Raw genomic sequence first — 23,026 nt, forward strand, 5'->3', positions numbered from 1 at the left:
GACCAACTCTTTTCTGCCTTTCTTGGGATAATGACCCCATTTTCCATAAAATCATGTTAGAATAGAGATATGTTTGAAAAATATAAGTTTGATCCGAAAAAATTTCGATTAGGAATGCGGACCTTTAAATCTGGTCTAGCGGTTTTTTTGGTTATTTTGCTTTTTGGTTATCTGGGTTGGGCAGGTATTCAGATTGCAGCCTTGACAACGGTCTTTAGTTTGCGTGAGGACTTTGACCAGAGTGTCCATTTTGGGACCTCTCGTGTTTTAGGCAATTCGATAGGTGGTTTCTACGCCTTGATTTTCTTTTTACTAGATAGATTATTTTCTGATCAGTTCTGGGTAACTGCGGTTTTTGTACCTATCTTTGTCATGCTGACTATTATGACTAATGTAGCTATGAATAATAAGGCTGGCATTATCGGTGCGGTATCGGCCCTGTTGATTATTTCTTTATCAATTCCAGCAGGTGATACCATTCAGTATGTCTTTGTTCGTGTTTTTGAAACCTTTGTGGGTGTTTTTATAGCGATTTTGGTAAATTACGATGTTAATTTGATAAAAAAACGTTTCCAAAAGAAGAGATGTTAGAAGATATAACATAATCACTTGACCCATGGTCAAAATTCTCCTATAATAGTCTGCAGAAAGGAGTTCATTATGAGAGAAAAAGAGTTCCGTCGTTCCTTGGCCATTTTTCCAATTGGCAGTGTTATGAAATTGACAGACCTAACGGCTCGTCAGATTCGTTACTATGAAGATCATGGCTTGATTAAGCCCGATCGTAATGAGGGCAATCGTCGCTTGTATTCTCTAAATGATATGGATTTGCTTCTTGAAATCAAGGATTTTTTGGACGAGGGTTTGAATATTGCGGCTATTAAGAAGGAATATGCAAACCGTGAAGCAAAAGCTAAGGTCCAAAAACAACAGAAAACCTTGACCGATGAAGATGTACGCCGTATCTTACATGATGAATTCAGTCGTCAAGGACGCTTTTCAAGTCCTAGTTCTATTTTCCGTTCATCGTAATTACTTTTTAAATAGAGGAGAAAACTAATGGCATTCACAGTGGCAGATATCAAACGCGATATTAAAGAGAAAAACGTTACCTTCCTGCGTCTGATGTTCACAGATATTATGGGAGTGATGAAAAACGTAGAGATTCCAGCAACTGATGAGCAGGTTGATAAAGTATTATCAAACAAGGTTATGTTTGATGGTTCATCAATCGAAGGATTTGTACGTATCAATGAATCAGATATGTATCTTTACCCAGACTTGAATACTTGGACAATCTTTCCTTGGGGTGATGAAAATGGTTCAGTAGCGGGTTTGATTTGTGATGTTTATTCAACTTCAGGTGAGCCATTTGCAGGCGACCCTCGTGGAAATTTGAAAAAAGCCCTTCGCCACATGGAAGAACTTGGATTTTCTTCATTCAATTTGGGTCCAGAGCCAGAATTCTTCCTCTTCAAGATGGATGAGCAAGGAAATCCAACTCTTGAAGTGAACGACAAAGGTGGCTATTTTGACCTTGCTCCAACAGATTTAGCAGATAATACACGTCGTGAAATTGTGAATGTCCTTACTCAAATGGGCTTTGAAGTAGAAGCAAGTCACCATGAGTGTGCCGTTGGTCAGCATGAGATCGACTTCAAATACGATGATGTTTTGAGTGCTTGTGATAAGATTCAGCTTTTCAAGTTAGTTGTTAAAACAATTGCCCGTAAACATGGAATGTATGCAACCTTTATGGCTAAGCCAAAATATGGTATCGCTGGTTCAGGTATGCACTGTAATATGTCACTCTTTGACAAGGATGGAAACAATGCCTTCTTTGATCCAGAAGATCCACGTGGTATGCAATTGTCAGAAACAGCCTATCACTTCTTGGGTGGTTTGATCAAGCATGCTTACAACTATACTGCTATCACAAACCCAACTGTAAACTCCTACAAGCGTTTGGTTCCAGGTTTTGAAGCTCCTGTTTACATCGCTTGGGCTGGTAAAAACCGTTCTCCATTGGTTCGTGTTCCAGCTTCTCGTGGTATGGGAACTCGTTTGGAATTGCGCTCAGTTGACCCAACTGCTAACCCATATTTAGCAATGGCTGTGCTTTTAGAAGTAGGTCTAGAGGGTGTTGAAAACAAGATTGAGGCTCCAGCACCAGTTGAAACCAACATCTATGCAATGTCAGACGAAGAACGCCGTGAAGCTGGTATTACAGACCTACCATCAACTCTTCACAATGCTTTGAAGGCACTTCGTAAAGATGAAGTCGTTCGAGCAGCCCTGGGCGAACACATCTACACTAACTTTGTAGAAGCTAAGAAAATCGAGTGGGCAAGTTACGCAACATACGTTTCTCAATGGGAAATCGACAACTATTTGGATATGTATTGAAAAAAATGGTCCGGTGGACCATTTTTTCATGAGCTTGAAAACTAGATAGCGAATTAGGACCCCGACGGGTCCTTTGTTCACGAGCTTAGAAATTAGAGAGTGAGTAATGGCGCTTAGACCATTTTTTCATGAGCTTGAAAACAAGGGAGCGAATTAGGCCCCCGACGGGTCCTTTGTTCACGAGCTTTAGAAATTTGAGAGCGAGTAATGGCGCTTGGACCATTTTTTCATGAGCTTGAAAACCAGATAGCGAATTGGGACCCCGACGGGTCCTTTGTTCACGAACTTTAGAAATTCGAGAGCGAGTAATGGCACTTGGACCATTTTTCATGAGCTTAAAAACCAGATAGCGAATTAGGCCCCCGACGGGTCCTTTGTTCACGAGCTTTAGAAATTTGAGAGCGAGTAATGGCGCTTGGACCATTTTTTCATGAGCTTGAAAACCAGATAGCGAATTGGGACCCCGACGGGTCCTTTGTTCACGAACTTTAGAAATTCGAGAGCGAGTAATGGCACTTGGACCATTTTTCATGAGCTTAAAAACCAGATAGCGAATTAGGCCCCCGACGGGTCCTTTGTTCACGAACTTGAAAAAGACTACCCTTATATAGATTAAAAAAATTGGAGGCGATGTGGATGGATGAATTTGTAAAAGCTGTATTTGATGAACAGTATAGAGCGGTTTTTGGAGAAGGGCAAGACCTTGCTCCTAGTCAGCAGGAGATTGTGTTGGTAGAAGAGGAAGCAGGTCAATTAGTAGCTGTCTTGCAGGCCCAGCAGACCTTGGAAACGATTCATGTAAAGGCTTTGGTGGTTGTCAAACACAAGCAAGGTCAAGGATTGGGGAGGCGTTTGCTGATTCGTTTGGAAAATGAAGCTAGACAAAATGGAGTAAAGAGTATCACACTGTCAACTAAGTCCTATCAGGCTAAGGATTTTTATCTGAAGGCTGGATATTCTATTTATGCTCATCTAACAGATGTGCCGAAAAAAGGAATTTCCAAATATCATTTTATCAAGTGGTTGTAAGGTATTCCTATTGGAAAACAAGTGAAGCCTCGGCAGTTGCCGAGGCTTCTTTCTTAGTGATCAGGCGTTAAAATCATTGGAATGATAATTGGTTCACGCTCTGTTTTTTCGTATAGGAATGGTCGTAGGGCATTGACGATAGCGCCATTGACTGTCTGGATATTGGCATCTTTATTACGCATAGCGATGCGGATAGCGTTGAAGAGAACGCGTTGGCTTTCGCGGATCAGATCGCCAGATTCGCGCATATAGATGAAGCCTCGGCTGAGGATGTCAGGTCCTGCTAGAATCATCTTGGACTTGAAGTCAACAGTTGCGACAGCTAGAACAACGCCGTCTTCTGAGAGGTCTCGGCGGTCTTTAAGTACAGCTGCTCCGATTTCACCGATGCGGTTTCCGTCCACGTAGATGTCTTGGGCGTTGAACTTGCCAGCCAATCGCGCAGAATCCTTGGTCAGTGCTAGGACATCGCCGTTTTCCATGATGAAGATGTTGTCTTTTGGTACACCTGTATCCACTGCTAGACTGGCGTGGATTTTTTGCATGCGGTATTCGCCATGGACAGGCATGAAGTATTTTGGCTTGATCAGGCGGAGCATGAGTTTTTGTTCTTGCTGGCCACCGTGTCCAGAGGTATGGATGTTGTTGATTTTGCCGTGAATAACATCGACACCGGCTTCAATCAAGATATTGATGAGCTTGTTAACACCTGTGGTATTTCCCGGAATAGGACTGGACGAGAAAATAACCGTGTCGCCCGGCTGGAGTTGAACCTGACGGTGAGTACCGTGGGCAATGCGGGAGAGGGCAGCCATTGGCTCACCCTGGCTACCTGTACAGAGAATCATAATCTCGCTGGCAGGATATTCTTTGATCTCATTTGGTTCGATAAAGGTGTCTTTTGGAACCTTGATGTAGCCGAGCTCGATACCGTTAACAATGGCCTTCTCCATAGAACGTCCAAAGACAGCAATTTTGCGACCAGTCTTGACTGCTGCATCAGCCGCCTGTTGCAGACGGAAGATGTTGGAGGCAAAGGAAGCAAAGATGATGCGTCCGTGAATGCCTTCGATCAGTTTCATGATGGACTGACCGACCACTTTTTCCGAGTTGGTAAAGGTTGGAACTTCGGCGTTGGTAGAGTCGGAGAGGAGGCAGAGAACGCCTTCTTCACCCAAGGCTGCCATGCGATGTAAGTCAGCTGGCTCACCAACAGGGGTGAAGTCGAACTTGAAGTCACCGGTACAGACGATTTTCCCTTGCGGGGTGTCAATGACGATACCGAGAGGTTCTGGGATAGAGTGGGTGGTGCGGAAGAAGCTGACCTTGAGGTGCTTGAAGGTCAACTCAGTATTGTGGTTGATTTCATGCAAGGTTGCATCACGAAGCAGTCCGTGTTCTTCCAGTTTTCCGCGAATAAGGGCGAGGGCCAAAGGACCTGCATAGATTGGGACATTGGCTTGTTTGAGCAAGAAGGGGATACCACCGATGTGGTCTTCGTGACCGTGGGTAATAACCAGACCTTTGACGCGGTCTAGATTTTCAACGATATAGGAGTAGTCAGGGATAACGTAGTCGATACCCAAAAGGTCATCTTCAGGGAACTTGATACCCGCATCGACGATGAGAATTTCATCCTTGTACTCGATACCGTAGGTATTTTTCCCGATTTCTCCCAAACCACCGATGGCGAAAACGCCAACTTCATGAGGTTTTAGATTGACTGATGACATAAATTAGAACTCCGTAAGTTTGAAATCTGCGTGCTCTTTTTCGTATTCGAGGTGTTTGTCAGAGAGTAGGTCAACGAATTCAACGTTGTAGGCTGGGAATTTTGCTTCAACCAATTCTTTGACTTTGATGCGACCTTCCAATTCAGAAGTTGCGTCAACTTCGACATAGAGGGCTTGTGTCTGCTCACGGCGTGGGCTGACTTTTGTTTCTTGGTAAAATACTTTATAAATCATGTGTAGTATAGTTCCTTTCTTTTTGACTGGCAACTATGAAAAAAGTCCCAAACAGCTATTCTGCTTGGTATTTTCTATTCAATTTTCTCGAGTTGTCAATTTATTCAGTCTAGATGTTACTCTTCATTATACCATAAAATATGCTGATGGTAAAAGGGTTTGGTAGGAAAATGGAAAAGTGTCATGATTTTCAGAAACAAGCAGTCATTTGGCAGAATAATAAGCAAAATTGACAAAAATATATTTGGATATTATAATAAATGGAAGTGGAATTTTAATGCATCAAGAAAGGGGATGAGTCATGGGTACAGTACCACAAATGAGTTTAGGCGAATTTTACAGGGAACTCCGAAATTCTCGCTTGGTTAAGCAAAAGGATGTTGTCAGAGGAGACTTTACAGCAGCACAGTTGTCACGCTTTGAATCGGGAAAATCCATGTTGGCAGCGGATAAGTTAATCGTGGCTGTCGAGGGTATTAACATGACCATGGAAGAATTTACTTACAAATACCATGGATATAAAGAAGCGCCCCATATTGAGCTGGCTAATCTGATTTCAGATTTGTATTACCAGCAGGACAAAGAAGCTTTGAAAGCTTTATTAACATCAGATTTGTTAGCAGATGAAGGAGAACTTTACTCTCGGCTTAATGCTATTGTTATCAAGGTCGCTATAGTCGCTTTAGAAGGGATAGATAATGTTGAAGAAGAAGATAGGCAATATTTGGCAGACTATCTCTTCGCTATTGAGGAGTGGACAAGTTTTGAGCTTTATCTATTTATGAATGCACAGATGTTGTTGAATAATCGGATGTTATTGTATTTTGCTCATGACTTATGTAAGGAAGAAAAATCTTTTAATAAACTTAGGAAACATCAGGAACTTATAAAATCTACGTTACTCAATACGATTTCGGAATTATTTGATAGAGGAATATACTCTCAAGTTTCCTATTACTTAGATAAAATGGAGTCTATGATTAGTTTTAAAGATACCTTTGTAAAGATAATGGCTCGCTATTATCGTCTGCTATTGGACTATATCGAAAATGGTCGTTCAGACAAAGAAAAAGAGATAATCGAAACCTACATTCAATCTATACAGGAATTGATAGATGATCAGACAGCTTCGATTATCCGGGTTCATTTTTTAAGATTTGAGTCTTAAAAATAAGAAGTTAGGAGAATGGGGACAGGATTGGATAATGGGTCAATAACGATTGGAATTGATAGCAACAAAGCGAGTACAATAATTGATATATTCTTTTTCATAGAACGCACCTCTTTTTCTTTTTAGTATAGCACAACATTTTATTTGTTAAAATGACTTACATATTTGTAAGTTTAAAAAATTGACTTACAGATTTGTAAGTGGACTTTATTTCGTTTTGAAGATGATACAATGTAGATGTACTATAAAAAGATAGGAGTAGTCTTATGAAAAAGAAGTTCTTAGCAGTTACTATGCTGTTTTCATTGGTTTTTCCAGCTTCTTTAGTGTTTGCTGAGTCTCATGGAGACCACTCTAGTCACGGAGACCATTCTGAGGCTGTTGTTATTAGTGAAATGGCTGAAGGTCAGTTGATTGTGGAGCAACAAATAGAGGTTGCAGCACAGACGGAGCCTCTATATAGTTTTGAAGAAATCTTAGATCTACCAAATGAGGCTTTTCCGAATGCGACTCCTGATGAGGTGGAGAGTATTAAAGGTATGATTGAAGCCACTATGGATTACAATCATTCTGATATGAAGGTACCGTTATCAATGGTATATATTGATAAGACCGCAGAAAATTCAGATGCAATTCTTTCAGGCGGTGGTCTTCCATACTGTTTAGATAATAATGGTTGGGGATACCAAAATTTTATTACCTCAGATTGTAACATAGCTATGGCAGTTGTTAGCCAATGTGTTTATGAATCTATCATTAAGAATCCCAATTTGCGTTACTGTAGAGCGGATTTATATAGAAATTGTTCTCCTAGGATTGGTCACAGTCCATATTGGCATAGACATTAATAAATGTGTTTGTATAAAATTAGAAGGAGTTGCAGGTTGATTCAAAAAATACTAAGACTGTTTGGGCTTGTTAGTTGTCTTCTTGCCTTGGTTTGTGCGGTGGTATTTAGAGAGGGGCTGGTTTCCAATCCACTTGGTCAATTTTCGGGTTTTCCACTTAACCACCAGCATACAGGTTGGGGAACATCGCGTTATTATCCCAACATTGATCCGACAGCAAAGCCGACTCAGGAGGTCAGAGTTGCTATCATTGACTCTGGTATAAGGGAAGAAGCGGTAGATGAGTTTTATGTTGAGGATATGCAAGTTTTTTCCACTTCAACCTCTGTCTTTGATACCATTGGTCACGGGACAAAGATTGCCAGTATCATTGGTGCTAAGAATAATCATGTGCTAACGCTGGGATTGAGCCCGGAAGCAAGATTGTTTTCCTACAAGGTAACGGATGATGACGGGACGATAAAAAATGACTACCTTGTCAAAGCTGTTCAGCAGGCTATTGAAGATCATGTTGATGTTGTGAATCTGAGTATGGTGGTGACCAATCCAAGTAAAGAATTGGAAGATGTGGTTGAAGCCTACCTTCAACAAGGTGGCTATATGGTTGTCCCAGCTTATGATTTGAAAAAGGTAGAGGCCCTAAACCCTCTTTTGACGATTGAAGGGGTTGTCTCCGTAGGTACCTACAATGAATTTTTTACGTTATTGAATCCGCAGGAAGAGATTGCTTACTACGCACCGTACTCTCAAGAAACGCTGTCAATGGAAAACAGGATTGTACGAAGCGAGGGTTCCTCTTTTAGCACGGCCTTTGTTTCGGGGACAATTGCCCACTTGCTCTCCGTCGGACAAACCGATGCAGAAATCACCAAGCAACTAGATGACTTTTTTAGTGCACGGTCTGTGAAGAGCAAGCAGTCTCCATTGTTGGCTGGTTATGAAACGCATCAAGCTTTGGTAAATAACAGCTACACAGTGCTCTCTCTATCTCTGATAGGTCTTCTTGTTTTCCAGACAATCCTAGGGATACTCACCGCGAGAAAAGAGAGTGAGGTGCGGGGTGCTTATATGCGGTACATCGTTGTAACGGACGTGTTACTGGTTATTCTTGCCTTGTTAATTTTGCCGACTCAAATGTGAGGTGTTAGATGGAATTAATTTCAATTGTGTTCGTTGTCCTTATTGTTGGAGTTCAAGTCTATTTTTCGACAAGGTACTTTGCTAAGGCTACTTCCAAGCTACAAAAAGGATTTGTCGTCGTAACGTCCCTCTTTCAAATTGTATTTTCAATCTGGTTGATGCTGTTTGTTACACTGGGATATTTCGGTAGTATTCATTTTTGATGAGATTTTTTTGCCTCCTATACTCATAGGAGGTTTTCTATATTTGAAAAATTCCCCAAGTTAGCATACAATAGAAGGTAGTATTGTAAGGAAAGAGAAAAAGATGAAAATACTAGCTTTGGACAGCTCCAATCAGGCTCTTTCGGTGGCCTTGGTGGAGGACGGTCGTTTGCAGGCGGAAACCCTGCTGGCCGTTAAGAAAAATCATAGTATCAGCCTCATGCCTGTGGTCGATTTTTTGGTGGCTCAGGTAGGCTGGACGCCCAAAGACTTGGATAGGATTGTGGTCGCTCAGGGGCCAGGCTCCTACACGGGTCTACGGGTGGCGGTGGCGACTGCCAAGACCCTGGCCTACACTCTCAAGATTGACTTGGTGGGGCTATCCAGTCTTCAGTCCCTGGTTCCCCCTAGCCTGACGGGTCTGGTGGTGCCCGTCATCGATGCCCGCCGTAACTGCGTCTATGCAGGTTTTTATGAAAATGGCAGAGCAGTTGAGGAAGATAAGTACTGGTCTTTTGATGACTTGCTTTCTAGCCTGTCTGGCAAGGAAAACATCACCTTTGTCGGAGAAGTAGAAAACTTTATCAATCAAATCGAGCAAGCTCTGCCAACTGCCCATTACCAAACTAGTCTGCCGTCTGCCTATCAGCTGGCGGTGCTTGGTCAAGACTTGCCAGCGGTAGATGTCACCAGCTTTGAGCCTAGCTATCTCAAGCGAGTAGAGGCAGAGGAGAACTGGCTCAAGGACAACCAAGCTGGTTCAGAAAGTTATATCAAGCGTGTATGATAGAGATTAAACACTACGATGGTCAGGAAAATCTGGCAGGGGCTGTTTTGGCAGTTATGCAGTCGGTCTATGACCAATCTCCATGGACTGTAGAGCAGATTGCCTCTAGCATGGCTAGTCAGGATGAGGATTATTATCTGGCCTATGAGGGTCAGGAGCTAGTCGGTTTTTTGGCTGTGCAGACGGTGCTGGATGAGATGGAAATCTTGCAGATTGCTGTTAGGGCTGATTTTCAGAGGTTGGGAATCGCCAGTCAACTGATGGCTGCTGTGATGGACTGGGATGGGGACATCTTCCTCGAAGTGAGGGAGTCCAATAGCGCAGCTCAGGCCCTCTATACACGCCAGCATTTTACCAAAATAGGAAAAAGAAAAGACTACTACCGTAATCCTGTCGAGGACGCGGTGATAATGAAGAGAGAACGTGATGAAAGATAGATTGATTTTGGCGATTGAGACCTCCTGTGACGAGACCTCGGTGGCTGTTTTGCGAAATGAGGCGGAGCTTTTGTCCAATGTCATTGCCAGCCAGATTGCCAGCCACCAGCGGTTTGGTGGGGTGGTGCCTGAGGTGGCCAGCCGTCACCATGTAGAAGTGATTACGACCTGTATCGAGGAGGCCTTGTTGGAGGCAGAGGTGACGGCAGAGGACCTGACGGCTGTGGCTGTGACCTATGGGCCTGGCTTGGTCGGCGCCTTGCTAGTCGGGATTTCGGCTGCCAAGGCCTTTGCCTGGGCTAATGGTTTGCCACTCATTCCTGTCAACCACATGGCAGGGCATTTGATGGCGGCGCGTGCGGTTAAGGAATTGGAGTTTCCGCTCTTGGCCCTTTTGGTCAGCGGTGGGCACACGGAGTTGGTCTATGTCTCAGAGGCGGGCGACTACAAGATTGTCGGCGAAACGCGAGATGATGCGGTCGGTGAGGCCTATGACAAGGTGGGACGGGTCATGGGTCTGCCCTATCCAGCTGGTCGGGTGATTGATGAGTTGGCACATGAGGGGCAGGACATTTATGACTTCCCACGGGCTATGATCAAGGAAGATAATCTGGAGTTTTCTTTCTCAGGTTTGAAATCCGCCTTTATCAACCTCTACCACAATACCCAGCAAAAAGGGGAAAGCTTGTCCAATGCGGACCTGTCAGCTTCCTTCCAAGCCTGTGTCATGGACATTCTCATGGCCAAGACCAAGAAGGCTTTGGAGCAATACCCTGTCAAGACCTTGGTGGTGGCGGGCGGTGTGGCAGCTAATCAGGGCTTACGAGAGCGATTGGCTGCTGAAATCACCGATGTGGAGGTTATCATTCCCCCGCTTCGCCTCTGCGGTGACAATGCAGGCATGATTGCCTTGGCAGCGGTCAGTGAGTACAATAAGGAAAACTTCGCTGGCTGGGACCTCAATGCCAAGCCCAGTCTGGCTTTTGAGAATTTGTAAGAAAGATGGGTCGCGAAAGCGACTTTTTCTGTTGACGGAGGGGGGCTTGTCCTCTATACTAGAATGATATAACTTGCTTTTCAAAGGAGAGAAGATGAAAAAAGAGGATTTTCGTGAGGGTCTGCGGGACGCTATTCCCACAGCTCTGGGCTATGCTAGTATTGGCCTAGCCTGCGGTGTGGTATCGGTTAACTCCGGCATTTCTGCGGTGGACATGGGGCTGATGAGCCTTTTGGTCTATGCAGGAAGTGCCCAGTTTGTTATGTGTGCTATGATTTTGGCAGGGGCGCCCTTGGTGTCCATTGCAGTGACGGTTTTCTTTGTCAACCTGCGGAATTTCCTCATGTGCCTCCATACGACGACCATTTTTCAGGGCAACAGTCTGGGGTCTAATATCCTGATTGGCTCTTTTGTGACGGATGAGTCCTATGCGGTGCTGCTCCGTAAGCATATTGAGGACAAGAAGATTGCACCAAGCTGGATGTACGGCAACAACTTTGCGAGCTACGCTTCTTGGGTTACATTTACGACTCTAGGCAATCTGATTGGTGGTCTTATTCCAAATCCTGAGCAATTTGGGTTGGACTTTGCCTTGGTCGCTATGTTCGTCGGGATTTTCTCAGGGCAACTAGAGGCGATGGCTCGGACTATTCCTTTGAAAAAAATCGGCTTGATTTTGCTGGCGGTTGGTCTAGCCTATGTCGGCCTGTCTGTGCTAGTGTCGTCTTATGTTGCTGTGCTCTTGGCGACGATTTTGGGTTGTTTTGTGGGGGTGATGATTGATGATAAAAACTAGTATTCTATTGATTATTCTAGCAGCGGCCCTAGTGACTTGGGTGCCACGCGTCCTGCCTTTTGTCCTGACACAGAACAAATCCCTGCCTCCAAAGTTGGTGAAATTTCTCAGCTTTCTACCCATCACCATTATCTTTGCCCTGACCCTCTCTAGCATCATGGACGAAGAAGTGGGCTCGCTACCTAGCCTGCTCCCTGTCGAAAGCCTAGCCCTCCTTCCGACCTTCTGGGTGGTTTTGAAGACAAAAAATATCCTCTTGGCTGTCCTGGTTGGCGTTCTGACGACTGCTGCCCTCCGCTTGCTTTTTTAGGAGGGACTTATGGTAAAGGAAAATGCCAGAGGTATGGTACTTTGTATAGTCTTGGCTGGAATAAGCTGGTGCTTAGGAAGTTGGTTTTCAGTAGTGGGTGGGCCCGTTTTTGCCCTTCTAATCGGGATGAGCCTGCATTCTTACATTTCAAGGAAAAATTCATTTCAGTCAGGCTTGACCTTTACCTCTAAGAAGATTTTGCAGTATGCGGTGATTTGTTTGGGATTTGGATTAAACTTATCTGCGGTCTTGGCAGTCGGTCGCCAATCTCTACCGATTATTCTGTCAACCATCAGTTTTGCTTTGATTTTGGCATTCCTGATGTGGAAAATCTTGCCCATTTCATCTCATCTGGCGACCTTGATTGGCGTAGGGACCTCTATCTGTGGAGGCTCTGCCATTGCGGCGACAGCTCCCGTTATTCAGGCAGATGATGAGGATGTGGCTCAGGCTATCTCAGTCATCTTTCTCTTTAATGTTTTGGCGGCTTTGATTTTTCCGACTTTGGCAACTTGGCTTGGGTTTTCGACCGATTCGGGTCAGGCCTTTGGGATCTTCGCCGGAACGGCGGTCAATGACACCTCGTCGGTCACCGCGACAGCAGCCACTTGGGACAGCCTTTACGGACTGGGCAGTCAGACCTTGGACACGGCAGTGACCGTCAAGCTGACGCGGACTCTGGCAATTATTCCCATTACGTCGGTTTTGGCGATTTGGCAGGCTCGAGGAAAGGGAGTTCAGGCAGACAAGCAGTCCCTCTTGGCAAGTTTTCCGACCTTTATCCTCTATTTTATCTTGGCTAGTCTGGTGACTACAATGGCAGGTCATGTTGGATTGGGGACGGATCTTTTTGGCCCGCTCAAAACCCTGTCCAAGTTTCTCATTTGTATGGCCATGGCTGCTATTGGCTTGCGGACCAATTTATTTTCCTTGGTGAAAAATGGCAGAGCTGCACTCTTGGTCGGACTGGTTTGCTGGCTGGGAGTGATGGTGCTGACACTGGTTTGGCAGGTAATTTTGGGAATTTGGTAATAAAATAGAAAAATCCTAGTTTGGAGCTAGGATTTTTTTGTTTATATAGACCAGTTAATTATTTGACTTAAGCATAAATAGTAACTGGAAAAGAATTTGCGTTTGTAATGATTGCTAGATTTAGATGTCTGAATAGGCAAGTCCAAGCGAAGCAGCAACGGCTTGGTTGGTTACTTTTCCACGATAGATGTTTAGGCCTGTTCGTAGGGCTGTGCTGTCAGCGATAGCTTGCTCTGCTCCCTTATTGGCTAATTCGAGAGCGTAAGGAAGGGTGGCATTTGTGAGTGCCTGAGTGGATGTACGAGCAACAGCACCAGGCATGTTGGCAACCGCATAGTGAACAACTCCGTCTACTAGATAGGTTGGATTGTCATGTGTGGTGACACGGTCGGCTGTTTCAATGATACCACCTTGGTCTACAGCAACATCGATGATGACAGAGCCAGGTTTCATACTAGCAACCATTTCCTTGGTCACTAATTTCGGTGCGCGTGCTCCAGGGATAAGGACTGCCCCAATCAATAGATCGGCATCTTTTACACTTTCAGTAATATTGAGTGTATTGGACATGAGAGTTTGAACCTTGCCATCGAATTGGGCGTCTAGTTCAGCCAGACGTTTTGGATTGATATCTAAAATCGTCACTTTTGCACCAAGTCCGACAGCCATTTGCGCAGCGTTGACACCGACATTTCCGCCACCGATGATCACCACATGACCTTTTTTGACCCCAGGAACACCACCTAGTAGAATACCCGAACCACCTTCAATCTTGGTAAGGAATTGGGCGCCTAATTGTGTTGCCATGCGACCAGCAACCTCACTCATAGGATTTAGGAGAGGAAGTGTCCCATGATCAACAACTGTTTCGTAGCCGATGGCAATCATATCGCCGTCTATCAAGGCTTGTGTCAATTCTGGTGCAGGAGCTAGGTGGAGATAGGTAAAGAGTAACAGGCCTGGACGAAAGAATGTGTATTCACTTTCTAGTGGTTCTTTAACCTTGAGCACCATATCGGCTGCCCAGGTTTCTTCGGCAGTATTTTTGAGAATGGCACCTTGTGCTTCATATTCTGCATCACTATAACCAGATCCAAGACCTGCTCCTTTTTCTACCCAAACTTCGTGACCTGCTTGTGTAAAACTCAGGACACCTGCTGGTGTGATTCCGACACGATTTTCATTGTTTTTAATCTCTTTAGGAACACCAATAATCATAACAAATATTCTCCTTTAATAAATGTAGTATTCTTATAGTTTATCATAAAAGCGCTTTCTTGAAAAGACTAGACCTAGATACTCCATAAAAATAGTGTTACTTATTATTTCAATCTAAAGGTCTGCGGCGCTTTTTTCAATAAAATCCAGTAGCCGATGCTGACATAGGCAATCATGGCAAGAGAAACCAGCAGGATATAGGTGTGACTGCCCAGGTCCAGCTGGGTATTGAGGTAGGCTACCCAGTAGAGAGCTCCACTGAGAAATTTATAGACTGGGTTGACAACCTCCATGTCCTTGGTAAAGGGTTGGAGAATATAGTAGATAAAGAGATCGTGGAAGGAAAATAGGGCTGTTAGACTCAGCAGGAGCAGAGCAGTTAGGAGATAGGTTGCAATAGGTAGCTGCCCTCTAGTAAAGATGATGAGGGCTAATAATAGAGATCCTGAGAATGCAGCATTTAATTTTACAGTTTGCAGAAAACGATAATGAAAGCCTGCAATAATGGTTTTTGCTTCGCGGTAAAATGGATAGTGGAGCATGGAAATATCGCAATTAACAAAGACCATCTGTGCGACAGCCTTACCCATGGAGGCGGCATACATGACCATGAAAGCAAAAGGCAGTCCCTCGATATAGTTGGTATTGCTTATCTGAATGTCATCTTTTGAGAACCAACGAATTCCTTCACTAAAAAGGACAATAGCCAAAAGACAACCCAAGCGAAAATGCAGTTTTTTCGTAAGGACAGAACGATAGCGGTCAAATAGCAGAGCGTTTAAGTAGGTCATGCCAGACAGGTGGGACAGGTCTTTTCCTGTTTCCATATTCAGTTTTGCCTGCATCTGCAAACCCTGACGAGTATATTCATTACCCTTGGTCATCTCAAAGATTTTTTGATCCATCTGCAAGGACTGATCCATGCAATATTGGAGATAGTCTAGGTGGTTGGTCTGTTGTTTCAAATAACGATAGCCAAACCAAATGAGCAAGACCTGACAGACAAGGACAGGCAGTAAAAAGATGGGCGACAGATGGTTGTGGAAAAGGATAAGGCAGCCAATTGCTACGATACCAATTCCTACGATGACCCAAGATTGCCAAGAGTTTCTACGTGCCAAAACACCTCTGTTGAATAGTGCTCGATTGAGAGCCTGTCCAGTAAAACTTCCTGCTGGAATGGTCAGTAATCCTAGAGGTAGATAGAGCCAATTTCCTGACAGGCTAGAAAAAATCAGCAGGGCAGGCAGGTAGAACAGACTGGTGATAATGGGCTCTACAAAGAGTTGACTCTGGAGAAAACTAGATTGGGAAAGTCCAAAATTTTGCATGAATTCCCGCTCGGACTTAGCGATAAAAGGCACAAATCCCTTGCCAAACCGATTGGCATAGCCAACAAAGACCAGCCATAGAGAAAAGCCAAGGAGCCAGGTTCCTGGAAGAATATTCCAAAAGGTCAATTCCTCACTGGCTAAGATATTCATCCAAAAGGAAGCAAAGTAGAAATTCAAGGCCAGCCACAAACCCTTGACAAGAAAGCGACTGGGAATAGACAGAATGTGTAGGAATAAAAAGAGATCGGACTTAAAACTGTAAGACTTGAAAATACTCTCTGGAATGCTCTTGCCAACAAGTGGCAGTTTTCGCAAATAGTAGAAAAATCCATTGACGGTCCGATAGAGGTTGTACTTTTCCTGATACCAAAAATAACGTAGAATGGTTTTCATAAGCTCCTCCTAGTCTGCTGTCAGCAAGGCAACCACTTCCTGTTCAAAATCAGGATCGTGGAGCTTGTCACTCGGAACTGCTTGCAATTCTTGGTGATGGAGCAAAACAATCTCGTCGCAGAGATCTTGAGCTAGCTGTAAAATGTGGGTAGAAAAGATGACAACAGAATCCTTCTTAGCCTCTCGAATCAGCTGTTTAAACTCGTGGGCTGCCACAGGGTCAAAGGAAGTCAGTGGCTCATCCAAGAGAAGAACAGGTGGCTGGACAATCAAGGACAGGAGCAACTGGACCTTGTTCTGCATACCGTGGGAAAAATCCTTGAGCAGGCGATGTTGGTCTTCCTCTCCGATACCGACTAAGTTCAGCCATTCTTCTGGACTGCGAGGAGATTTGAGCTTATCCTTGTGAATATCCATATAGAAACGGACAAACTCATAGGCCGTCATAAAGGCAGGCAGTTGCGGATAGGTCTGGGTAAAACCGATGTCCGTATTATCGTAGTCAAGGACTTCCTCGCCCTCTACAAACTGAATATTGCCACTATCCAAGGTCAGATTGCGGGCAATGCAGTTGAACAGGGTTGTCTTACCAGCCCCATTCCGCCCTAGCAACCCGTAAATCTTGCCTTGTTCGAAGGTAAAGGAAGTATCTTCCAAAATGATTTTATGGTCGAATTTCTTGGAAACAGAAGATAGTTTCAGTTGCATAGCCAATCTCCTTTTTGTTATATTGTTATGGATTTATCATACAATAAAAAACAAAAAAATTCAAGCAGATTTTTGCTTGAATTTGATGTAAAAACTAATAATGCAAACTTCCAGCCACCCAGCCAGTTGCCAGACAGTAGGTGATGTTAAAGCCACCTGTGTGGGCATTGATGTCCAAGACCTCACCGGCAAAGTGGAGGCCAGGGATTTTCTTACTTTCCAAGGTTTTGGGGTTGATTTCCTTGAGGTCAACGCCTCCCTTGGTCACAAAGGACTTGGCCAGGGACATCTTACCTGTAATCTTAATCGGCAGGGCTTTGAGCAGAGTGACTAGCTGGGTCAGGTCTTTTTGAGGAACCTGTTTGACCTTGCAGTCGTAGTTTTCAGCGAAAAAGTCGGCTAGGCGGTCTGGCATGAGTTCTCGAAGGGCATTCTTGACGGATTTTTCCCTGTTGGCTTCTAAATGCTCAAACAAATCTTGTTCAGAATGGGTCGGCAGAGCATCGAGAAATGCGGTTTCGCCGCCTTTGACAAAACTAGACAGACGAAGGGCAGCGGGTCCCGACAGGCCAAAGTGGGTAAAGAGCAGGTCGTGGGTGATGATGTGCTTGCCGTAGGTCAGGGTGACGTCGTCCAGGGAAATGCCTTGGAGTTTCTTGTGGGGGAAGTCGGTCAGGACAGGGCTTTCTGCGGCTTCAATCTCTGTAACTTCCAGCTTGAAGTGGCGAGCAATGTCGTGTCCAAAACCGGTTGAGCCAGTAGAAGGATAGGTCTTGCCGCCGGTGGTGACAATCAGCTGGGGTGCCGTAAAGGTTTCCTCGCTGGTCTTGACATGGAAGAGTTCATCAATCTTGCGGACGGAAACCACCTCAGTCCCTGTACGGATGTCCACGCCATTTTCCAGCATCTTCATCTCCAAGCACTTGATAATGGTCTGGGAGCGGTCGGTAGTCGGAAAGACACGGCCGTGGTCTTCCACCTTGAGCTTGACCCCGTTTTCCTGAAAGAAATTCATGATGTCATGGTTGTCAAACTGGGAAAAGACGCTGTAAAGAAAGCGGCCATTGCCGGGAATGCCAGCCAGCAGGTCTTCCAAGGTGCCGTTATTGGTCACATTGCAACGTCCGCCGCCTGTGCCAGATAGTTTCTTGCCCAAACGCTTGTTTTTTTCGAGGAGTAGGGTCTTCTTGCCGTAAAAACTGGAAGAAATCGCAGCCATCATGCCCGCAGGCCCCGCTCCGATAATAATAGTATCTACTGTATTCATGTCCTTATTGTACCACAAAATAGCGGAGGTGGATGTGAGTAATTTCTCGAAAGATAAACCATGAATTTTTAGGCGAAAATTCCCCATAATTTGACAGAACTTGGGCTTTTGTGGTAATATTTTAATGATACAAACTATGAGAAATCTAAGTACCGAGGATATTATGGGAATCGAAAAAACAGTCAGCGAATTAGCTGAGATTTTGGGAGTGAGCCGCCAGGCTATGAATAATCGTGTAAAGTCACTTCCGGAAGAATTTGTAGATAAAAATGATAAAGGTGTAACGGTTGTCAATCGTGCTGGCTTGATTGAGCTAGAAAAAATCTATAAGACGACGATTTTTGAAGATGAGCCGATTAGCGACGAAGTTAAGCACCGCGAAATGATGGAAATTCTGGTGGACGAGAAGAATTCTGAGATTATCCGTCTATATAGTCAACTAAAGGCCAAGGACAAGCAGCTAGCTGAAAAGGATGAACAGTTGCGGGTCAAAGATATCCAGATTGCCGAGAAGGATAAGCAGATTGACCAACAGCAGCAATTGACCCTCAAAGCCATGGCAGACAAGGATGTCCTCAAGCTAGAGCTGGAAGAAGTCAAGGCTCAGGCAGAAGGCGTCCAAACCAAAGGCTTCTTTGCACGATTGTTTGGGAGAAAATAAAAAGGTCCAGTGGACCTTTTTATCATGAGCTTGAAAACAAGAAGGCGAATTAAGGTCCAGTGGACCTTTTTATCATGAGCTCGGAAACAAGAAGGTGAGTAAAGGTCCGGGGAGTGAAACAGTCTGGGGATAGACTGTTTCAGCCCGCGCCAAGAACTGAAAAAACCAACTAAGCCAGTAAAAAATCAAGCTCTTATGAACTTGATTTTTTCTTTCTCTCTAGCCATTCTTTTCTCAGAATTCCATATTTGACTGAATCGTGATAATGGCCTTGCCAGTAGCGGACTTTTCGGATTTGGGCCTCCTTGGTCATGCCTAATTTTTCAGCAGTCCGCATCATGCCCTTGTTACCAGACCAGGTGGTTAATCCGATGTGTTCTAATTCTGCAAATTGCTGGAAAATGGTATCAATCCAGAGCCCAAGGGCTGCGGTACCATATCCCTTGCCCCAGACCTTATCATCATGGATTTCTATTCCGATTTCTAACCAGCGTGTCGGTTTGCATTCCCAGTAATATGAAACAAAGCCGATAGGTTGTTGGTTCACCAGGATGGCCCTAACGCACTCTTTTTGTAACCACTGGTAGAGTTCTAGTGCTTGAAAGTCTTCAAAAGTAGCGCAGGCCTGGTAGTCATCAAAATAGGGGGCCGCAAATTCTTTCCAGCGGGGTGCGGCTTGACGGTAACCAATCTCCCAAAGTCTATGTAAATAGCTTTCATTCATAGGTGCAATCGTAATCATGAGTACCTCCCTTATTTTCCTAGTCTAGCATATTTACGACACCCTTGCAATTCCTTGTAGAATATGGGAAACTAGGTATATGAAAAAGATACGACGAACATTCCAGAAAGTGTATTACAATTTAGATAAGATTTTACTGCTCTTTTTTACCCTCTTTTCCGTGATGGAGTTTATTTGGATACCGCTAAATTCCTGGGTTTCCGAAGGATTGTTGGCCATGACGGGTCATGCTTATCTGTCTCCGACAAATTTTTTCTCCGTTCTCTCTGAAAATATCTTGGTGACAGGTCTTTTTATCCTTTTATTCCTCGTCAATCTAGCCATAGCCTACTTGGAACTTGCTCTGCTATTTTCCGGAGTAGGACAGCTTCTAGACCAGAGGGTTAAGCATTTCCCGGATTATGTGAGGGATATGAGGGACAGTATGCTGGATATTATCAGACATAGTAGTGTGCCCAAGGTGCTTTTTCTCCTCTTTTATTCGGTCATTCTCCTGCCCTTTCTTCGACGGATTTTAAATATCTACTATTTTAATAAGATTGTGGTTCCCCAGTTCTTGATTGACCATTTTTCCAATACTTTGTGGCTGGCAGTCTTGATTTTCCTCTCTTTTATACTCTTCTTTTGGTTGGCGGCTCGCTTCATGTACGCCCTGCCCAAGATTTATTTTGAACACAGGAGCGTCAAAGAGTCCATCGCTTATTCATGGGAGAGGACAAGGGGTTGGCAGCAGGTCCGTTCCATGGGTAAATTATTCTGGCTGGTGACCCTTCCGGTCTTTCTGTTCTCAATCGGCGGCACCTTGCTTTACGAACTGCAATTAGTAGTCGAAAAAATAGCTCCTCAGCTGTCATTTCTCCTAGCCGTCTTTTGCTATATTCTCCTCAAATTGCTCTACTACGGTGTGGTTTCCCTCTTCATGATTGGCTTTATCAGCTATGTGACGGGCACGAAACTACCTTCTTACCGACGGAAACGGCTCCGTCATCGCCTCCGACTGACCATCTTGGCAGTGTCTAGTCTGGTTTTTGGTATGCAGGGCGGTCTGGTCCTTCACTATCCCTTTGATAGCCTACCGGTGACCATTTCCCATCGCGGGGTGGACGCTGGAAATGCCGTGCAGAACTCGATTGAGGCTCTGGAAGCAACCTCTCAGCTCCAGCCGGACTACATTGAGATGGACATTCAGGAAACCAAGGACGGTCAGTTTGTGGTCATGCACGATACAGACTTGATGGCTTTGACGGGAAATCCCGGAGGTACACATGATTATAGCCTAGCAGAGATGACTGCCATGACTGCATCCGAAAATGGTATGACAGCTCCAGTCCCTTCTTTTGATACTTATCTTGATAGGGCGGATGCCTTAGGGCAAAAATTATTGGTGGAAATCAAAGTAACCAAGCAGGATTCGCCAGACTTGACCAAGAATCTCCTGAAAAAATACGGACAACGTTTGTTAGCCAAGGGGCATCAAATTCAATCTCTGGATTACAAAACAATTATAGAAGTCAAAGAGTACAGTAAAAAGCTGGTATCATTCTTCATCCTCCCTTTCAACTCCATTTATCCCACGACAGTAGCAGATGGCTACACCATGGAATATACATCCTTGGATCAAAACTTTATCCTAAAGTCATGGATTAAGGGAAAATCTGTTTATGCTTGGACAGCCAATGATGAGGAAACCATGACAAAGATGGTCATGTTGCAGGTGGATGGTATCATAACGGACAATATGACGGAATTGAAAGCCTTGCTGGAAGATGTTAAGGTTCACCACAGGTATGCTGACCTCTTTTTCCTACAATTTCAATCCTTACTCTATCATTTTGAATAAGCAAAAAACGCGAGGGCCTAGCCCAATCGCGTCTTTTTCTGTCTTAAAATGGTAATTTACCAGCAAAGGCACCCAATTTTTTCTTAGTGGCATCGTCAATTTTTGAAAGAGCATCATTGACTGCTTGGATAGTCATATCCTGCAAGGTTTCAAGATCGTCAGCATCCACCACCTCAGGCTTGAAGTCGATCGAAACCAACTTTTTATCGCCAGTAAAAGTAGCAGTGACCAAGTCCTGCACAGAGCTACCGGTAAATTGAGTAGCTGCCAATTCAGCCTGGCTCTGCTCCACTTGCTTTTGAAGCTTCTGAGCCTGTTTCATCATTTGTTGCATGTTCATCATAAGGGAATATTCCTCCATAAATAGTGATATGGAAGTATTATAGCATGTTTTTCAGTTTTTTTCTTTAATTTAGATAGATGTCCTGGTTGGGTACACTGGGGAGATGCATTTTTAGCAAGCAACAAATTACATATATCAATCTATTTTAATTTGACTTTGTAAGCACTTTCTTGTATAATAAAAGAAAAACTGGTTATAACCAGAAAAACAAGGAGGAGCTATGTTCCGTTTAGCAAAAGAAGAATTAGAAAAATTGGGGGCCCATATCACAGCCACTGAGATTTACCAACAGCCTGGCTTGTGGAAAGAGGCTCATCAACTCTATCTTGACCAGCTTGAGAAGATTGAGGGCTTCTTGAAGGCTATCAAGGATAAGCATGATTTTGTTCATGTTATTTTTACGGGTGCTGGAACTTCAGACTTTGTTGGTCAAAGTATTGCCAACTATCTCAATCAAGTCAATGATTTGAAGCATATCCGTTTTTCTGCCATTGGTACGGTTGAATTGGTTGGTCGTCCACATGACTATTTACAGGCAGATGTACCAACTATTTTGGTATCCTTTGCCCGTTCAGGCAATTCACCAGAAAGTGTGGCAGCAGTAGAAGTTGCCAAGCAATTGGTTGATCAGCTTTACCAAGTGACTATTACCTGTGCACCAGAAGGTAAGCTGGCACTAGCGGCTGAAGGAGATGCGGAAAATCTCCTGCTCTTGCAGCCTGCGGGTTCAAACGATAAGGGCTTTGCCATGACAGGCTCATACAGCTGTATGTCCTTGACTGCTCTGCTTGTCTTCTCACCAGCTAGCCAAGAAGAAAAAACTGCTTGGGTCGATACCATTGCCCGTCTGGGTCAAGATGTCTTGGACCGTGAGGATTATGTACAAGAGCTTGTTGATCTAGATTTTGAACGAGTGATTTACCTTGGTTCGGGTGGCTTCTATGGGGTAGCCCACGAAGCGCAGCTCAAGATTTTGGAGCTGACAGCAGGTAAGATTGCGACCATGTACGAGTCACCGCTTGGTTTCCGTCATGGACCTAAATCCTTTATCAACGACAAGACTCTGATTTTCCTTCTTGCATCAAATGATACTTACACACGCCAGTACGATGTGGACTTGCTCAATGAAGTTCATGCTGATGGCATTGCCGAGCGGATTGTAGCCTTGTCAGCTGATAAACTAGCCGGTACAGAGGCAGCTAACTTTGTCTTGGCAGAAGGCGGAGCAGACCTGCCAGATGTCTTCCTGACCTTCCCTTACATCATCTTTGCACAGACAGTGTCTATCATGGCAGCCATCAAGTGTAAGAACTTACCAGATACACCATCCCCAACAGGCACCGTAAACCGTGTGGTGCAGGGTGTAATTATTCATCCTTTGGAAAAATAGGCAGTTA

At 44.3% G+C, this 23,026-nt stretch carries 24 protein-coding genes; 16 read left to right on the forward strand and 8 right to left on the reverse strand.

The genetic code is table 11. The features are described from left to right. The first annotated feature begins 69 nt into the window (after window positions 1–69). From C1G49_RS02355 to C1G49_RS02375, 4 genes are all read left to right on the forward strand, one after another. A complete protein-coding gene (locus C1G49_RS02355) occupies window positions 70–591 on the forward strand; it encodes an FUSC family protein (protein ID WP_105116799.1) in 522 nt (173 codons plus the stop codon). 69 nt (window positions 592–660) lie between these two features. Continuing rightward, on the forward strand, window positions 661–1,032 hold the full coding sequence (locus C1G49_RS02360) for a MerR family transcriptional regulator (protein ID WP_105117596.1): 372 nt from the start codon (window positions 661–663) through the stop codon (window positions 1,030–1,032). 27 nt (window positions 1,033–1,059) lie between these two features. Next, complete coding sequence (gene glnA, locus C1G49_RS02365; RefSeq protein ID WP_029998373.1) at window positions 1,060–2,406, forward strand: type I glutamate--ammonia ligase; 1,347 nt, start codon at window positions 1,060–1,062, stop codon at window positions 2,404–2,406. A gap of 630 nt (window positions 2,407–3,036) precedes the next feature. After that, on the forward strand, window positions 3,037–3,435 hold the full coding sequence (locus C1G49_RS02375; RefSeq protein WP_323156109.1) for a GNAT family N-acetyltransferase: 399 nt from the start codon (window positions 3,037–3,039) through the stop codon (window positions 3,433–3,435). A 53-nt stretch (window positions 3,436–3,488) separates the two neighbouring features. Here C1G49_RS02375 and rnjA read toward each other — a convergent pair whose 3' ends face one another. Together rnjA and C1G49_RS02385 are read right to left on the reverse strand one after the other, a co-directional pair. Continuing rightward, complete coding sequence (rnjA, locus tag C1G49_RS02380; protein ID WP_105114175.1) at window positions 3,489–5,168, reverse strand: ribonuclease J1; 1,680 nt, start codon at window positions 5,166–5,168, stop codon at window positions 3,489–3,491. 3 nt (window positions 5,169–5,171) lie between these two features. Then, window positions 5,172–5,402: a DNA-dependent RNA polymerase subunit epsilon gene (locus C1G49_RS02385; protein WP_044753363.1), complete on the reverse strand. Its 231-nt coding sequence runs from the start codon at window positions 5,400–5,402 to the stop codon at window positions 5,172–5,174. Window positions 5,403–5,703: 301 nt separating this feature from the next. Between C1G49_RS02385 and C1G49_RS02390 the strand changes: the two genes are divergently transcribed. From C1G49_RS02390 to C1G49_RS02435, 9 genes are all read left to right on the forward strand, one after another. After that, window positions 5,704–6,570, forward strand: coding sequence for an Rgg/GadR/MutR family transcriptional regulator (locus C1G49_RS02390; RefSeq protein WP_024377813.1), 867 nt, complete (start codon window positions 5,704–5,706; stop codon window positions 6,568–6,570). 269 nt (window positions 6,571–6,839) lie between these two features. Further along, a complete protein-coding gene (locus tag C1G49_RS02395; protein WP_024377814.1) occupies window positions 6,840–7,421 on the forward strand; it encodes a hypothetical protein in 582 nt (193 codons plus the stop codon). Between the two features lie 36 nt (window positions 7,422–7,457). Next, the gene (locus C1G49_RS02400; RefSeq protein WP_073259261.1) at window positions 7,458–8,561 is read left to right on the forward strand and encodes a S8/S53 family peptidase; all 1,104 of its coding nucleotides are present in this window, start codon (window positions 7,458–7,460) and stop codon (window positions 8,559–8,561) included. Window positions 8,562–8,867: 306 nt separating this feature from the next. Then, window positions 8,868–9,551, forward strand: coding sequence for a tRNA (adenosine(37)-N6)-threonylcarbamoyltransferase complex dimerization subunit type 1 TsaB (tsaB, locus tag C1G49_RS02410; protein WP_105124458.1), 684 nt, complete (start codon window positions 8,868–8,870; stop codon window positions 9,549–9,551). Continuing rightward, entirely contained in the window at window positions 9,548–9,988 is a 441-nt protein-coding gene (rimI, locus tag C1G49_RS02415) for a ribosomal protein S18-alanine N-acetyltransferase (protein WP_105124459.1), read from the forward strand. The genes tsaB and rimI overlap by 4 nt, the downstream gene beginning before the upstream one ends. Beyond that, entirely contained in the window at window positions 9,978–10,985 is a 1,008-nt protein-coding gene (gene tsaD, locus C1G49_RS02420) for a tRNA (adenosine(37)-N6)-threonylcarbamoyltransferase complex transferase subunit TsaD (protein WP_105124460.1), read from the forward strand. The genes rimI and tsaD overlap by 11 nt, the downstream gene beginning before the upstream one ends. Window positions 10,986–11,079: 94 nt before the next feature. Then, window positions 11,080–11,781 carry an AzlC family ABC transporter permease gene (locus tag C1G49_RS02425; protein WP_105124461.1) on the forward strand — a complete coding sequence of 234 codons (702 nt, stop codon included), beginning with the start codon at window positions 11,080–11,082 and terminating at the stop codon, window positions 11,779–11,781. Then, window positions 11,768–12,091 (forward strand): AzlD domain-containing protein, encoded by a 324-nt coding sequence (locus C1G49_RS02430; protein ID WP_105124462.1) that lies wholly within the window; start codon window positions 11,768–11,770, stop codon window positions 12,089–12,091. The genes C1G49_RS02425 and C1G49_RS02430 overlap by 14 nt, the downstream gene beginning before the upstream one ends. A 9-nt stretch (window positions 12,092–12,100) precedes the next feature. Next, the gene (locus C1G49_RS02435; RefSeq protein WP_105124463.1) at window positions 12,101–13,123 is read left to right on the forward strand and encodes a YeiH family protein; all 1,023 of its coding nucleotides are present in this window, start codon (window positions 12,101–12,103) and stop codon (window positions 13,121–13,123) included. Between the two features lie 120 nt (window positions 13,124–13,243). Here the strand turns inward: C1G49_RS02435 and ald are convergent, their stop codons facing one another. The 4 genes from ald to C1G49_RS02455 form a co-directional block, all read right to left on the reverse strand. Beyond that, entirely contained in the window at window positions 13,244–14,341 is a 1,098-nt protein-coding gene (gene ald / locus C1G49_RS02440) for an alanine dehydrogenase (protein WP_105124464.1), read from the reverse strand. Window positions 14,342–14,445: 104 nt separating this feature from the next. Then, window positions 14,446–16,068: a hypothetical protein gene (locus C1G49_RS02445; RefSeq protein ID WP_105124465.1), complete on the reverse strand. Its 1,623-nt coding sequence runs from the start codon at window positions 16,066–16,068 to the stop codon at window positions 14,446–14,448. A 9-nt stretch (window positions 16,069–16,077) separates the two neighbouring features. Further along, window positions 16,078–16,776, reverse strand: a complete 699-nt coding sequence (locus tag C1G49_RS02450) for an ATP-binding cassette domain-containing protein (protein ID WP_105124466.1) — start codon at window positions 16,774–16,776, stop codon at window positions 16,078–16,080. 94 nt (window positions 16,777–16,870) lie between these two features. After that, a complete protein-coding gene (locus C1G49_RS02455) occupies window positions 16,871–18,043 on the reverse strand; it encodes an NAD(P)/FAD-dependent oxidoreductase (RefSeq protein WP_105124467.1) in 1,173 nt (390 codons plus the stop codon). Window positions 18,044–18,206: 163 nt separating this feature from the next. Between C1G49_RS02455 and C1G49_RS02460 the strand changes: the two genes are divergently transcribed. Beyond that, on the forward strand, window positions 18,207–18,704 hold the full coding sequence (locus C1G49_RS02460) for a DUF536 domain-containing protein (RefSeq protein ID WP_105124468.1): 498 nt from the start codon (window positions 18,207–18,209) through the stop codon (window positions 18,702–18,704). Window positions 18,705–18,897: 193 nt separating this feature from the next. Here the strand turns inward: C1G49_RS02460 and C1G49_RS02465 are convergent, their stop codons facing one another. Then, window positions 18,898–19,446 (reverse strand): GNAT family N-acetyltransferase, encoded by a 549-nt coding sequence (locus tag C1G49_RS02465; RefSeq protein WP_105124469.1) that lies wholly within the window; start codon window positions 19,444–19,446, stop codon window positions 18,898–18,900. A gap of 79 nt (window positions 19,447–19,525) precedes the next feature. Between C1G49_RS02465 and C1G49_RS02470 the strand changes: the two genes are divergently transcribed. Further along, the gene (locus tag C1G49_RS02470) at window positions 19,526–21,286 is read left to right on the forward strand and encodes a glycerophosphodiester phosphodiesterase (protein ID WP_105124470.1); all 1,761 of its coding nucleotides are present in this window, start codon (window positions 19,526–19,528) and stop codon (window positions 21,284–21,286) included. A 43-nt stretch (window positions 21,287–21,329) separates the two neighbouring features. On the opposite strand, the gene C1G49_RS02475 is transcribed toward C1G49_RS02470, so the two are convergent. After that, window positions 21,330–21,629, reverse strand: a complete 300-nt coding sequence (locus C1G49_RS02475) for a YbaB/EbfC family nucleoid-associated protein (RefSeq protein ID WP_105124471.1) — start codon at window positions 21,627–21,629, stop codon at window positions 21,330–21,332. Between the two features lie 220 nt (window positions 21,630–21,849). On the opposite strand from C1G49_RS02475, the gene C1G49_RS02480 reads away from it, so the two are divergent. Beyond that, entirely contained in the window at window positions 21,850–23,019 is a 1,170-nt protein-coding gene (locus C1G49_RS02480; RefSeq protein ID WP_105124472.1) for an SIS domain-containing protein, read from the forward strand. Window positions 23,020–23,026: the final 7 nt, after the last annotated feature.

Source organism: Streptococcus suis (assembly GCF_002960625.1).
Classification (GTDB): domain Bacteria; phylum Bacillota; class Bacilli; order Lactobacillales; family Streptococcaceae; genus Streptococcus; species Streptococcus suis_T.